Source organism: Aeromonas sp., assembly GCF_051657805.1.
GTDB lineage: Bacteria > Pseudomonadota > Gammaproteobacteria > Enterobacterales > Aeromonadaceae > Aeromonas.
Genome location: NZ_JBOFLJ010000056.1, coordinates 172,029 through 186,030, shown reverse-complemented (window position 1 = coordinate 186,030; position 14,002 = coordinate 172,029). Strand labels below are relative to the sequence as shown.

Here is a 14,002-nt window from a genome sequence, read left to right as displayed (position 1 = left end):
CGATGACAACCTGTTGATGACACAAAGGGCCCTGCGGGGCCCTTTTTCGTGCTGGGGAAATCTGGTGCGTCTGCCTTCAGGGTAAGGAGTGGAGCGATATCATGCCAAACTCATGGGTGGTAGTATTAATGGGCATTCAACTCATCGAGAGGCAGTGAGAAACTCGCCACGAACACATCGATAAAGTAGCGTATGGCGGGGTTCATCCGGGCGTCCAGCATCTGCTCGAGGCGCTTGCGGGCCGGCTCGAACTCCCGGTTGCCGGCGTTAATCTCCTCCAGGCACTTGGTATAGGCGCAGAGGGTGTCCGCGTCCTTCACCAGCCGGGCCAGCGCCTCGTCCTGCGCCGCTGAATCCAGCAGGGGACGAAAGTCCTCGATGAGCTCGGGGGGTAGCATCCCCAGCAGGCGCTGCTCGGCGGCCAGCTCTATCTTCTTGTATTCACGGGCTATCTCGGGGTTGAAGTACTTGACCGGGGTGGGAAGATCCCCGGTCAGCACCTCGCTGCTGTCGTGGTAGAGCGCCATGACGGCGGCGCGGTTGGCATCGATCTGGCCACCGAAGAGCCGGTTGCTGATGACGCCGAGGGCATGGGCCACCATGGCCACCTGCAGGCTGTGCTCGGCGATGTTCTCCGGCTGGATGTTGCGCATCAGCGGCCAGCGATAGATGAGCCGCATGCGGGCGAGGTTGGCGAAGAAGTGGCTGGGGAGCATGATGACCTCGAACAATGACAATGAAAAAGGGCAGACCCTAGTCTGCCCTGTTTTCTGCTCGTCCGCATAGCCTGTGATGCGCCATCGGCGGGTGAAATCAGCTCAGCGGATATAGCGACCGGATTCTGCCTCCTGATTGGTGACCACCATCTGGCCGATGGGGGCCAGGGCTATCAGGGCGAGTTTCAGGTGCTGGATGCCAAAGGGGATGCCCACTATGGTCACGAAGCAGGCCAGGGCCGAGGCGATATGGCCGATGGCGAGCCAGACCCCGATCACCAGGAACCAGAGGATGTTGCCAATGAGGCCGAGTGCCCCGGTGCCGATGTCGCTCTGACCCGTCATGGCCTTGCGGCTCACCGCCTGCTTGCCGAACGGGAAGAAGGTGAAGGTGCCGATGACGAAGCAGGCCCGTCCCCAGGGGATCCCTATCAGCGACACGAAGCAGAGCAGCCCGGCCAGCCACCAGGCCAGTCCCATGAAGACGCCTCCCAGCAGGAACCAGAGCAGGTTGAACAAGAAGCGAAAAAAGGTCATTTGGGTCACTCCAGACTCATAAGTTGGCTGTCACCATAGCGATCCCCACCGCGGGACGCAATGGCTGAGAGGAGAGGGTGGACAATTTGGGTCGCAGCCCCCCTTGCCGACGCGGGATCGGGGGTCATTTGAATGAAAAATAGGGGGCATTGGGGGCAAAACAGTGAGCCAGTGCAAATTATTGCGCAGTCGATGCTTGAACTCGCGGCCAGAGTTCCCCATATAGGGGTCAGACTTGCGCAAATTGTGCCGTCTGCGCCCCGGATGGGGGATGTGCGGCTCGACGCGACCACTGTGCGCCGCTATAATGTCGCGTCAAATTTTCTCATCACAAAGACAGTCGTTGTCTTTATAAACAGGAAGACTCCGGGTATCTGCCCAGGGGTAATAAAGGGTCAGCACACAGTGCTGAGTTGAACGAGGTAAAAGAATGCAAGTTTCTGTAGAGACAACCCAGGGTCTGGAACGCCGTCTTACCATCACTGTACCGGCTGCCACCGTTGACGCTGCCGTGCGTAAAGAATTGAATGGTCTGGCCAAGACTCGTCGCATCGACGGCTTCCGTCCTGGCAAGGCACCGGCAACCATCATCAAGAAGATGTTCGGTGCCATGGCTCATGCCCGCGTTGCCGATGAAATGATGCAGAACAACTTCATCAAGGCCATCATCGAAAACAAACTGAGCCCGGCCGGTGCGCCGACCATGGATCCGAAAGAGATCAAGGAAGGCCAGGATTTCGAATTCACCGCCACTTTCGAAGTGTACCCTGAGTTTGAAGTTGCCGGTCTGGAGAGCATCAAGGTCGAGAAGCCGGTTGCTTCCGTCAAGGATGAAGATCTGGCCAACATGATCGACACCCTGCGCAAGCAGCACGCCACCTGGTCCGAAGTGGACACCGCCGCCGCCAACGGCATGCGTGTGACCCTGGACTTCGTGGGCTCCATCGACGGTGAAGAGTTCGACGGCGGCAAGGCCGAAGGCTTCGCACTGGAACTGGGCGCTGGCCGCATGATCCCTGGCTTCGAAGACGCCATCCTGGGCAAGAAAGCGGGCGACGAGTTCACCATCGAGGTGACTTTCCCGGCTGACTACCACGCCGAAAACCTGAAAGGCAAGGCGGCCAAGTTTGCCTCCAAGCTGAGCAAGGTTGAAGAGCAGGTGCTGCCTGAGCTGACCGAAGAGTTCGTCAAGCGTTTCGGCATCGAAAGCGGCGACGTGGAAGAGCTGAAGGCCGAAGTGCGCAAGAACATGGAGCGCGAACTGGCCCAGGCCCTGAAAAACAGCGTGAAAGAGCAGGTGCTGAACGGCCTGGTTGAAGCCAACCAGATCGATCTGCCGAAGGCCGCCGTTGCCCAGGAAATCGATGCCCTGCGTCAGCAGGCCCTGCAGCGCTTCGGCGGCTTCCAGGGCGGCAACGCTCCCGAGCTGCCGGCTGAGCTGTTCCAGGCTCAGGCCGAGCGCCGCGTCCGCGTTGGCCTGCTGCTGGGTGATGTCATCCGCACCAACGAGATCAAGGCTGACGAAGCCCGTGTGACCAGCATCATCGAGTCCATGGCCACCGCTTACGAAGATCCGAAGGAAGTGATCGAGTACTACCAGAAGAACGAGCAGATGCTGAACGGCGTCCGCAATCTGGCGGTTGAAGATCAAGCCATCGACCTGATCCTGTCCAAGGCCCAAGTGACCGAGAAAGAAGTGGCCTTTGACGAAGTGATCAACAAGTCCGGTGCCGCTGCCTAAGATCATTTGACTTAAGGTCAAAACTGTTAAGTATAATGGCTCGTGTGATCTCCACTCGGGCCATTTTATTTTAGGGACAATGCCTTATGTACAAAAACTATAACGATGTGACTGAATCCCCACGCAATGCGCTCATCCCTATGGTGGTAGAGCAAACGGCCAAGGGTGAGCGTTCCTACGACATCTATTCCCGTCTGCTCAAGGAGCGGGTGATCTTCCTGACCGGTCAGGTCGAGGATCACATGGCGAACCTGGTGGTGGCCCAATTGCTGTTCCTGGAGTCCGAGAACCCGGATCAGGATATCAGCATCTACATCAACTCGCCGGGTGGCGCCGTCACCGCGGGTATGTCCATCTATGACACCATGCAGTTCATCAAGCCGGACGTCAGCACCGTCTGCATGGGGCAGGCCTGCTCCATGGGCGCCTTCCTGCTGGCCGGTGGTGCCAAGGGCAAGCGCTTCTGCCTGCCGAACGCCCGGGTGATGATCCACCAGCCGTTGGGCGGCTTCCAGGGCCAGGCATCCGACATCCAGATCCACGCCCAGGAAATCCTGAAGATCAAGAACACCCTGAACGATCGTCTGGCCTTCCATACCGGTCAGGACATGGCCACCATTGAGCGCGACACCGACCGTGACAACTTCATGTCGGCGGAGCAGGCCGTGGCCTATGGCCTGGTGGACGGCATCCTGAGCCAGCGCGGCTGAGTCCGGGTCCGGTCCGTCAAGCCGACTCGAGTGCATCAGGGTGACGATTTCCCCGACGGGTGTGCTTGAGCAGGGTACCCCGTCCTGTTGTAAACTCAGCAGGACGATATCCATCCTCTATTGATTAAACGAGGTTGCTGAATGACAGAGAAACGCAAGGGTGAGGGCGACAAGCTGCTTTATTGCTCTTTCTGCGGCAAGAGCCAGCATGAAGTGCGCAAGCTGATCGCTGGCCCTTCCGTCTACGTATGTGACGAGTGTGTCGAGCTGTGCAACGACATCATCCGCGAGGAGATCCGCGAGATCTCCCCCAAGCGCGATGGTAGCGAGCTGCCGACCCCTCACGAGATCCGTGCTCACCTGGATGACTACGTGATCGGCCAGGAGTACGCCAAGAAGGTGCTGGCCGTTGCCGTCTACAACCACTACAAGCGCCTGCGCAGCGGCAGCGAAGCGGGCGGCGTCGAACTCGGCAAGTCCAACATCCTGCTGATCGGTCCCACCGGCAGCGGCAAGACCCTGCTGGCCGAGACCCTGGCCCGTCTGCTGGATGTGCCCTTCACCATGGCCGATGCCACCACGCTGACCGAAGCCGGTTATGTGGGGGAGGACGTGGAGAACATCATCCAGAAACTGCTGCAGAAGTGCGACTACGACGTGGAGAAGGCCCAGCGCGGCATCGTCTACATCGACGAGATCGACAAGATCTCCCGCAAGTCGGACAACCCCTCCATCACCCGCGATGTCTCCGGGGAAGGGGTACAGCAGGCACTGCTGAAACTGATCGAGGGCACTATCGCCTCCGTGCCGCCGCAAGGGGGCCGCAAGCACCCGCAGCAGGAGTTCTTGCAGGTCGATACCTCCAAGATCCTGTTCATCTGTGGTGGTGCCTTCGCCGGCCTGGACAAGGTGATCGAGCAGCGCTCCGTCAAGGGGACAGGCATCGGCTTTGGCGCCGACGTCAAATCCAAAAATGCCAAGGCGACCCTGAGCGAGAACTTTGCCAAGGTGGAGCCGGAAGATCTGATCAAATACGGTCTGATCCCCGAGTTCATCGGCCGTCTGCCCGTGGTGGCGACCCTGACCGAGCTGGACGAGGCTGCCCTCATCCAGATCCTGAAGGAGCCGAAGAACGCCCTGACCAAGCAGTATGCGGCCCTGTTCGCCCTGGAAGAGGTCGAGCTGGAGTTCCGTGACGACGCCCTGAACGCCATCGCGCGCAAGGCGATGGAGCGGAAAACCGGTGCCCGTGGTCTGAGATCCATCGTCGAGGCCGTGCTGCTCGACACCATGTATGACCTGCCCTCTCTGAAAGGGGTCAGCAAGGTGGTGATCGACGAGACGGTGATCAAGGGGGATTCCGCGCCCCTGATGATCTACGACAATCCCGAGACTCAGGCCGCCGCCTCAGAGTAACTGGCTGATTTTTAATCACATAAAGGGGCATTTTGCCCCTTTCTTGCTTTTTACGACCAAGGCGGATTGAATCTCGTCTTTGCGCCCCCATATACTCTGCCAAGCGCTTTGCCAACGGTATAACAAGCCGAGAGGACATATATGAACCTAGAGCGTTCTGAACGCATCGAGATTCCCGTCCTGCCTCTTCGTGACGTGGTGGTTTACCCCCACATGGTCATTCCACTCTTTGTGGGGCGGGAAAAATCCATTCGCTGTCTGGAAGCGGCCATGGAGCAGGACAAGAAAGTCCTGCTGGTGGCCCAGAAGGATGCGTCAACTGACGAGCCTACGGTGGAGGAGATCTTCTCCGTCGGGACAGTGGCCAACATTTTACAGATGCTCAAGCTGCCGGATGGCACCGTCAAGGTGCTGGTGGAAGGGGGCCAGCGTGCCCGTCTTGAGCGGATGATCGATGACAAGGACTTCTTCGTCGGGGAGGCACAGTACATAGCGTCTGCCGCCATCGAGGAGAAGGACCAGGATGTGCTGGTGCGCTCCGCCATCGGCCAGTTTGAAGGCTACATCAAGCTCAACAAGAAGATCCCGCCCGAGGTGCTCACCTCGATCTCGGCGATCGACGATGCTGCGCGCCTGGCGGACACCATGGCGGCCCACATGCCGCTCAAGCTCGAAGACAAGCAGAAGGTGCTGGAAATCGCCTCCGTGTCCGAGCGCATCGAGTTTCTGATGGCCATGATGGAGTCGGAGATCGACCTGCTGCAGGTCGAGAAACGCATCCGCTCCCGGGTCAAGAAGCAGATGGAGAAGAGCCAGCGGGAGTATTACCTCAACGAGCAGATGAAGGCCATCCAGAAAGAGCTGGGTGAGCTGGAAGACAGCCCGGATGAATTCGAAGCCCTCAATCGCAAGATTGAAGAGGCGGGGATGCCGGAAGATGCGCGCGAGAAGGCCCAGGCCGAGCTCGCCAAGCTGAAGATGATGTCCCCCATGTCCGCCGAAGCCACCGTCGTGCGCAGCTACGTGGACTGGATGGTGCAGGTGCCCTGGAAGGCCCGCTCCAAGGTCAAGAAAGACCTCGGCAAGGCCCAGGAAGTGCTGGACGCGGATCACTATGGCCTGGACAAGGTCAAGGATCGCATCCTCGAGTACCTGGCGGTGCAGGCGCGGGTGAACAAGCTCAAGGGCCCCATCCTCTGCCTGGTCGGGCCTCCCGGTGTGGGCAAGACCTCGCTGGGTCAGTCCATCGCCAAGGCGACCGGTCGCAAGTATGTGCGCATGGCCCTCGGCGGCGTGCGTGACGAGGCGGAGATCCGCGGTCACCGTCGCACCTACATCGGCTCCATGCCCGGCAAGCTCATCCAGAAGATGGCGAAAGTCGGGGTGAAGAACCCGCTGTTCCTGCTGGACGAGATCGACAAGATGAGTTCGGACATGCGCGGCGATCCCGCGTCTGCCCTGCTGGAAGTGCTGGATCCCGAGCAGAACAGCAGCTTCAACGATCACTACCTGGAAGTGGATTATGACCTGTCGGACGTGATGTTCGTGGCCACCTCCAACTCCATGAACATCCCGGGTCCGCTGCTGGACCGGATGGAAGTGATCCGTCTGTCCGGTTACACCGAGGACGAGAAGCTCAACATCGCCAAGCAGCACCTGGTGGCCAAGCAGATCCAGCGCAATGGCCTCAAGCCTTCCGAGATCACCATAGATGACTCGGCGCTGATCGGCGTGATCCGTTACTACACCCGCGAGGCGGGGGTGCGTAGCCTGGAGCGCGAGATCTCCAAGATCTGTCGCAAGGCGGTCAAGCGGATCCTGCTGGACAAGAGCATCAAGCATGTACTGGTCAATCAGGAGAACCTCAAGGAGTTTCTCGGGGTACAGCGCTTCGATTACGGCAAGGCCACCGATCAGAACCAGATTGGTCAGGTGTGCGGCTTGGCCTGGACCGAGGTGGGGGGCGATCTGCTCACCATCGAGACCACCAATATGCCGGGCAAGGGCAAGCTGACCTATACCGGCTCCCTCGGGGATGTGATGCAGGAGTCCATCCAGGCGGCCATGACGGTGGTGCGGGCCCGTGCCGAGAAGCTGCGCATCAACGGCGACTTCTACGAGAAGCGCGACATCCACGTGCACGTGCCGGAAGGGGCGACCCCGAAAGACGGTCCGAGCGCCGGTATCGCCATGTGTACCGCTCTGGTCTCCAGCCTCACCGGCAATCCGGTGCGTGCGGACGTGGCCATGACGGGGGAGATCACCCTGCGCGGCGAAGTGCTGCCCATCGGTGGTCTCAAGGAGAAGCTGCTGGCGGCTCACCGTGGTGGCATCAAGCGGGTGCTGATCCCGAAAGAGAACGAGCGGGACCTGGAAGAAATTCCGGCCAACGTGAAACAAGACCTTGAAATCTATCCGGTTCGCTGGATTGACGAGGTGCTGGCGCTGGCGCTGCAAGAGAATCCGCAGGGTTTCGAACGCGTTTCTGTCGTGTAAATGTTGATGTGCCGCAAATTTGGCGCATTCGAGGGGTGGTTAAGGCTTGCATGCGCCGGATAACGGAAGTAGCCTTGACCACCGATCGGGTACTCATGATGAGTCGCAATGCGTGATGTGGCGCGGGTTTGCGCCAGATTGTCACTTGCAACTGATCAGGAGGCTTGCTATAAAACCTCCACTTGTTGTGGCCAGGGAAATCAGCGCCGCAGCGATGTTCGATAATAGGGGAAAATAAGAGTGAATAAATCTCAACTGATTGACAAGATTGCAGACGGTGCTGATATCTCCAAAGCCGCTGCTGGCCGTGCGCTGGATGCCTTCATCGACGCCGTTGGTGAAGCACTGAAAGAGGGCGACCAGGTTGCACTGGTTGGCTTCGGTACTTTCGCTGTTCGTGAGCGTGCCGCTCGTTCTGGCCGCAACCCGCAAACCGGTGCGACCATCGAAATCGCCGCCGGCAAAGTTCCTGCCTTCAAAGCCGGCAAGGCCCTGAAAGACGCGGTCAACTAAGCCGGGCGCTGATTTCACATCGGCCACCGTCCTTGGTCACAGACCAGACAAGTGAGAGGGCTCTCCCTCATACTGATTGACCAAGGCGCATCGCAATCGGTGCGCCTTTTCATTATTTACGCCCATCGAGTTCGGGAGCATAAGTACAAACATGATGTTGGATAAACTACGCGAAGGGGCGCAGGGCAAGGTAGCCAAGGTTATCTTGGGCCTGATCATCCTCTCCTTTGCCTTGGCCGGTGTAGGCAGCTACCTCAATGGCCCGGCACGTACCGCCCCCGCTACCGTCAACGGCAATGACATCAGTGCTCCCGCACTGGAGAATGCCTATCGCAACGAGCGGGCCCGCATGGAATCCCAGATGGGGGAAGCCTTCAACCAGCTGGCCGCCAATCCCGATTACATGAAACAGTTCCGCCGTGGCGTGCTGGATCGTCTCATCGATCAGGCGCTGATCGACGGCAAGGCCCGTGAGCTCGGTCTGCGCGTCAGCGACGAGCAGATCAAGCAGGCCATCGTCGCCATGCCGGAGTTTGCCGAGAACGGCAAGTTCAACAACGATCGCTACCTGCAGCTGATCCGCCGCGCCGGCATGACCCCGGAGATGTTCCGCGACTCCCTGCGTCAGGACATGGTGCGCCAGCAGCTGATGGGCGCCGTGCTGGGTTCGGAGTTCGCCCTCAAGGGTGAGGCCGAGCAGCTAGACAAGCTCTACAACCAGACTCGCGATCTGCGTCTGGTGCGCCTGGCCGCCGCTGCCTATGCGGATGAGGTCCAGGTGACCGATGCCGAGGTGGAGCAGTTCTACAAGGCCAACAGCACCCGCTTCATGAACGACGAGAAGGTGAAGGTCGACTACCTGCTGCTCGATGCCGCCACCATGAGCAAAGAGATCAAGGTGACCGAGCAGGATGCCCAGGATTACTACGATCAGCACCAGGACCTGTTCCAGCGTGCGGAGCGTCGTCAGGTGGCACACATCCTGATCCCGTTCGGCAAGGACGAGAAGGCCGCCGAGAAGCAGGCTGAAGAGCTGCTGGTCAAGGCCAAGGGCGGTGAAGACTTCGCCGCGCTGGCCAAGGCCAACTCCTCCGACACCTTCTCCGCCAAGAAGGGCGGCGAGCTGGACTGGTTCGAGAAAGGGGTGATGGATCCCGCCTTCGAGAAGGCCGCCTTTGCCCTGGCCAAGGCCGGTGACCTCTCTGCCGTGGTGAAGAGCCCGTTCGGTTTCCACATCATCAAGCTGCTGGCGGTCGAACCGGCCAAGACCAAGCCGTTTGCCGATGTGATGAGCGAGACCATCACCCGTCTGCAGTCTGACAAGGCCAAGGAGCAGTTCTTTGCCCTGCAGCAGAAGATGGCTGACAGCAGCTTCGAGAACCCGGACTCCCTGGATCTGACCGCCGAAGCCATGGGTCTGAAGGTTGTCTCCTCCGATTACTTCAGCCAGGCCGATGCCCCGGCGCCCCTCAACGATCCCAAGGTGCTGTCGGTGGCCTTCTCCGAACAGCTGCGCGATGACAACACCAACTCCGACGTGATCGAGCTCTCCGACGGCAAGGCGCTGGTGCTGCACATCATGGGTCACCAGCCCAAGGCGGCCAAACCGCTGGCGGACGTCAAGGAGCAGGTGATTGCGGCCATCAAGCATGACAAGGCGAGCGAAGTGGCCCGTGGCAAGGCGCAAGGGCTGCTGGACAAGCTGCATGCCGGCGAGGATATCCAGGCCGATCTGACCGCCCTGGGTGCCAAGGTCGAGGCCCACAAGGGTGTGGTGCGCTTCACCCAGGACATGGATCAGAACCTGCTGGCCCAGGCGTTCCGCATGCCCCATCCGAAGGATGGCAAGCCGAGCGTCGAACTGGTGGCCGAAGCGAACGGCGATCGCGTGGTGGTGGCGCTGGACAAGGTCAACGTGACCGAGAAGCCGTCCGAGATGGTCAGCCTGCTGCAAGGGCAGCTGGGCCAGGGCAAGGCCCAGGCGGATTACAAGTCCCTCATCGACGAGCTGCGCAAGTCTGCCAAGATCGAGTACTTCACCGACGTGGAAGCGACCGTCGAATAAGTCGACCTCACATCCCGTCGAAAACGGCCCCACTCAGGGGCCGTTTTTTTATCTGCAAGATACTCATTTTGAAGCACCATCCATCCCATCGCCAGGTGTCTATCCTGCAGATAATCTATGCCGTTCCGAGACCTATAGGGAGCATGTCGACGCAGTGCGAATGGGCCTTGCTCTGGTCAGGAGTCGGCTGGACGCATGTCGGTGGGGACCGTCAGCGTACGCTGGCTACGCATTATGTGTATGTCGACACAGAGTGGATGATACCAGCCAGAGCCAGAGCCAGAGCCAGCCAGCCAAGCGTGCGTGTGTTGGGAAAGAGCGGTGGTGCTGAGCATGTGTACCAATCCGGGCGTACAGCACCAGAAGCGGCTGTGTGGAGAGTCCAGGCCCATCCGGAGCAGAGCGGTAGGGCGGCAGGGTACTGGCGGGCTGGGGCCATTTGGAGGCAATAAAAAACCGGCGCCTGGGCGCCGGTTTGCATGAGATTAGTGCGGGGAGGGGCTTACACCACACCCTGGGTGCGCAGGTAATCCTCGTAGGTGCCGCCGAAGTCGCGGATGCCGTTCTCGGTCAACTCCAGGATCCGGGTCGCCAGGGAGGAGACGAACTCACGGTCGTGGGAGACGAAGATCAGGGTGCCCTGATACATCTCCAGCGCCAGGTTCAAGGATTCGATGGATTCCATGTCCAGGTGGTTGGTCGGCTCATCCATGATCAGGATGTTGGGGCGCTGCATCATCAGCTTGCCGAACAGCATGCGGCCCTGTTCACCACCGGAGAGCACCTTGACCGGCTTCTTGATATCGTCCTGGGAGAACAGCAGACGACCCAGCACGGAGCGCACCGCCTGCTCGTCTTCGTTGGCCTGTTTCCACTGGGCCATCCAGTCGAACACATTGAGATCGGTGTCGAAGTCTTCCGCGTGATCCTGGGCGTAGTAGCCGATCTGGGCGTTCTCGGACCATTTGATGGTGCCGGTATCCGGGGCCAGATCCCCAACGAGCGTCTTGATCAGGGTGGATTTACCGATGCCGTTGGTACCCAGGATGGCGACCTTCTCGCCCACTTCCAGCATCATGTTGAGGCCCTTGAACAGGGGCGCCTCGCCATAACCCTTGGACACCCCTTCCACTTCCAGGATGTTGCGGTACAGCTTTTTGTCCTGCTCGAGGCGGATGAAGGGGTTCTGACGGCTGGAGACCTTGACCTCCTCGATCTTGATCTTGTCGATCTGCTTCAGGCGGGAGGTCGCCTGGCTGGACTTGGAGGCGTTGGCGCTGAAGCGGGAGACGAAGGATTGCAGATCGGCGATCTGGGCCTTCTTCTTGGCGTTGTCGGCGATCAGGCGCTCGCGGGCCTGGGTGGCCGCGGTCATGTACTCGTCGTAGTTGCCCGGGTAGACGCGCAGCTCGCCGTAGTCCAGATCCGCCATGTGGGTGCAGACGGAGTTCAGGAAGTGACGGTCGTGAGAGATGATGATCATGGTGCTCTCGCGATCGTTGAGCACCTGCTCCAGCCAGCGAATGGTGTTGATGTCCAGGTTGTTGGTCGGTTCGTCCAGCAGCAGGATATCGGGGTTGGAGAAGAGCGCCTGTGCCAGCAGCACCCGCAGCTTCCAGCCCGGTGCCACTTCGCTCATGGGGCCGTTGTGCTGCTCGATGGGAATGCCGGCACCCAGCAGCAGCTCGCCCGCGCGGGCTTCGGCGGTGTAGCCGTCGTACTCGGCGACCAGGCCTTCCAGCTCGGCGGCCTTCATGTAGTCGTCGTCGGTCGCTTCCAGGTTCGCATAGATGGCGTCACGCTCGGCGATGGCGGCCCACAGCTCGGTGTGGCCCATCATGACCACGTCCAGCACGCGCATCTCTTCGTAGGCGAACTGATCCTGGCGCAGCTTACCGATGCGCTCGTTGACGTCCAGGCTCACATTACCGCCAGTGGGCTCCAGATCGCCGCCGAGGATCTTCATGAAGGTGGACTTGCCACAGCCGTTTGCGCCGATGAGGCCGTAGCGGTTGCCGCCGCCAAACTTGACGCTGATGTTCTCAAACAGCGGCTTGGCGCCGAACTGCATGGTGATGTTGTTGCTTGAAAGCACTGGAATGTCCCGGTTGGTCTGTCAAATGGCGCGCATTATGGCACAGATCCCCCGAAAGTTTTAGCGAGAACTGTGATCTGGCGCTATTGCATGCAGGCCGCTGGAGTGACGACGAAGAGATTGCGTCAGGGGAGGAGGATCACAGGACAACAAGGAAGAGATGAGGGGTCAGAGAAGAGAAAAAGCCGGCACAAGGCCGGCTTGGAAACGAAGAGACGGGGCTTAGTGGGAGCTGTGGCTGGCGACGCTGGATACCGCGCTGGTCGAAGTTCGGACCCGCCGGTATACCGCATCCTGCGGTGGAGCTGGCAGCCAAGGCCACAAGCTGGGAGCGGCAGACCCAGGAAGTAAGGTGCGGGTGTGCGAGACGGCTAAGCGGCGGCGGATGCTGTGGCTAGGGAGTGAGGGTACGGGCATGAATGTGGCAGGGTGGATTGGCCTGATGAGCCCAAGAGCAGACATGCACAGCCCAACGCTCCACATAGAGAAGGGGAGTGACTACAGGTGTTCATAAGAGGAGGGAATACACCGGCCTGAGGCCGGTGTAAGGTGATAACGGCGATCGCACTTATACAATGAGCGATCGTGTTCGGAGCAACAGTTTAAGAGAGAATGACTTTGCTACGAGCATCACGAGCTTGTTTCACATAAAACTCCATGTAGTTAATGATTTCCATTAAGTTATCCGCCGTGACGGCCTGATTGTTTAAATCCCGAAGCGTTGCCACAAAACTAGAGAATTCTGTGGAGAGCTTAGTAGTTTCCGTAGCAAGCGCGGTCATGGACGTTCCCGCCGTTCCAATCGTGTCTAGCAGCGCTAGTGTTGTGTTCTCCGACCGCAGCCTTGCTTGAAAGGCCTCTACCACACAGGTCTGCTTCGTCACCGCCTTGGAGACTTCATCGCGCATTTGGGTGAGTTGCTCGAACTTAATGGTCTTGTTAACAGCCGCCAATATTTTCTTAATTTGCTTTATGGATAGCTCGATGGCCTTCTTCGCGGCTCCAACTTCCGGAGCAGCGGCATCCTCCGGTTCAGCATCAAGAAGGCTCGACAGCTCCTTTTCATCTGGCAAGAGTCCAGCAAGGTCTTCAGTAGGCCCACCCCGCGCTTCATCAACGGCTGCAGCTAAGGTTTCGTAGCGATCTTTGAGGGTTTTGAGGCGAGCAGACTCACGGTCAACGTCCTGCTTTAGGCGCTCATGGTTTGCTGTCTCGGTGGCTATGGCCCCCTTAAGTCGCACCTCGATTTCTTTCCCGAATGTTGATAAGCGATCGGCAGGCTCAGAAAGCTTAGTCGCAGCATTGTCAAAGTCTGTGAGGGTGGATGAGACTGTCGTACTCAGCTTGCCTTGCAACTGTGCCCGTGCGGCGTTGGCCTGCTCAGTAGAAATTTTGCCCGTGCGTTGGGCTTCATCAATCTCACCACTTTTTTGTTGAAGTGGTTGGACTGTCTTCATGTTGTTCAACGAGGTTGGCAGCAAGGTAAGAGCGTTGCTGATCTCTTGATTAAGGTTGTCTGCCACAGTAGCAGCGAGCTTAAGACGATCTGTAAAGTAGGTATATGCTCCATCGCTTGTCGCAGGAACGCTTCGCTTAATAGTTGTGACTGAATGTGCCACAGACTCAAAGTTCGGGATATTAGCTGTAGAATTGGAAAGCTGCATAGTGATGATGACCTTATCGCATGTTTGAAAAGTGCTTGGAAAGCGTGGC

The 14,002-nt window shown here is 59.0% G+C and carries 10 protein-coding genes; 6 read left to right on the top strand and 4 right to left on the bottom strand.

Annotation, left to right across the window (positions count from 1 at the left end):
• Positions 1–125: 125 nt before the first annotated feature.
• Positions 126–716, bottom strand: a complete 591-nt coding sequence (yfbR, locus tag ACRCYW_RS17240; RefSeq protein WP_438551248.1) for a 5'-deoxynucleotidase — start codon at positions 714–716, stop codon at positions 126–128.
• 102 nt (positions 717–818) lie between these two features.
• The gene (locus tag ACRCYW_RS17235) at positions 819–1,253 is read right to left on the bottom strand and encodes a YccF domain-containing protein (protein ID WP_438551247.1); all 435 of its coding nucleotides are present in this window, start codon (positions 1,251–1,253) and stop codon (positions 819–821) included.
• 430 nt (positions 1,254–1,683) lie between these two features.
• Between ACRCYW_RS17235 and tig the strand changes: the two genes are divergently transcribed.
• The 6 genes from tig to ppiD all read left to right on the top strand — a co-directional run bounded on the left by tig (position 1,684) and on the right by ppiD (position 10,194).
• Positions 1,684–2,994, top strand: a complete 1,311-nt coding sequence (tig, locus tag ACRCYW_RS17230) for a trigger factor (RefSeq protein WP_438551246.1) — start codon at positions 1,684–1,686, stop codon at positions 2,992–2,994.
• Between the two features lie 86 nt (positions 2,995–3,080).
• Positions 3,081–3,704 (top strand): ATP-dependent Clp endopeptidase proteolytic subunit ClpP, encoded by a 624-nt coding sequence (gene clpP, locus ACRCYW_RS17225; protein WP_005324106.1) that lies wholly within the window; start codon positions 3,081–3,083, stop codon positions 3,702–3,704.
• Between the two features lie 141 nt (positions 3,705–3,845).
• Complete coding sequence (clpX, locus tag ACRCYW_RS17220) at positions 3,846–5,120, top strand: ATP-dependent protease ATP-binding subunit ClpX (RefSeq protein WP_438551245.1); 1,275 nt, start codon at positions 3,846–3,848, stop codon at positions 5,118–5,120.
• Positions 5,121–5,261: 141 nt separating this feature from the next.
• On the top strand, positions 5,262–7,616 hold the full coding sequence (lon, locus tag ACRCYW_RS17215) for an endopeptidase La (protein ID WP_438551244.1): 2,355 nt from the start codon (positions 5,262–5,264) through the stop codon (positions 7,614–7,616).
• A gap of 240 nt (positions 7,617–7,856) precedes the next feature.
• A complete protein-coding gene (gene hupB / locus ACRCYW_RS17210) occupies positions 7,857–8,129 on the top strand; it encodes a nucleoid-associated protein HU-beta (RefSeq protein ID WP_005315375.1) in 273 nt (90 codons plus the stop codon).
• Between the two features lie 151 nt (positions 8,130–8,280).
• The gene (gene ppiD / locus ACRCYW_RS17205; RefSeq protein WP_438551243.1) at positions 8,281–10,194 is read left to right on the top strand and encodes a peptidylprolyl isomerase; all 1,914 of its coding nucleotides are present in this window, start codon (positions 8,281–8,283) and stop codon (positions 10,192–10,194) included.
• A 502-nt stretch (positions 10,195–10,696) separates the two neighbouring features.
• On the opposite strand, the gene ACRCYW_RS17200 is transcribed toward ppiD, so the two are convergent.
• Both ACRCYW_RS17200 and ACRCYW_RS17195 read right to left on the bottom strand, forming a co-directional pair.
• Positions 10,697–12,289 carry an ABC-F family ATPase gene (locus ACRCYW_RS17200; protein ID WP_438551242.1) on the bottom strand — a complete coding sequence of 531 codons (1,593 nt, stop codon included), beginning with the start codon at positions 12,287–12,289 and terminating at the stop codon, positions 10,697–10,699.
• 602 nt (positions 12,290–12,891) lie between these two features.
• Complete coding sequence (locus tag ACRCYW_RS17195) at positions 12,892–13,953, bottom strand: alpha-xenorhabdolysin family binary toxin subunit B (protein WP_438551241.1); 1,062 nt, start codon at positions 13,951–13,953, stop codon at positions 12,892–12,894.
• Positions 13,954–14,002: the final 49 nt, after the last annotated feature.

Excerpts from the sequence above, each read along its gene's own strand:
- yfbR (WP_438551248.1), bottom strand. The coding sequence starts at position 716 with ATGCTCCCCAGCCACTTCTTCGCCAACCTCGCCCGCATGCGGCTCATC.
- ACRCYW_RS17235 (WP_438551247.1), bottom strand. The coding sequence starts at position 1,253 with ATGACCTTTTTTCGCTTCTTGTTCAACCTGCTCTGGTTCCTGCTGGGA.
- tig (WP_438551246.1), top strand. The coding sequence starts at position 1,684 with ATGCAAGTTTCTGTAGAGACAACCCAGGGTCTGGAACGCCGTCTTACC.
- clpP (WP_005324106.1), top strand. The coding sequence starts at position 3,081 with ATGTACAAAAACTATAACGATGTGACTGAATCCCCACGCAATGCGCTC.
- clpX (WP_438551245.1), top strand. The coding sequence starts at position 3,846 with ATGACAGAGAAACGCAAGGGTGAGGGCGACAAGCTGCTTTATTGCTCT.
- lon (WP_438551244.1), top strand. The coding sequence starts at position 5,262 with ATGAACCTAGAGCGTTCTGAACGCATCGAGATTCCCGTCCTGCCTCTT.
- ppiD (WP_438551243.1), top strand. The coding sequence starts at position 8,281 with ATGATGTTGGATAAACTACGCGAAGGGGCGCAGGGCAAGGTAGCCAAG.
- ACRCYW_RS17195 (WP_438551241.1), bottom strand. The coding sequence starts at position 13,953 with ATGCAGCTTTCCAATTCTACAGCTAATATCCCGAACTTTGAGTCTGTG.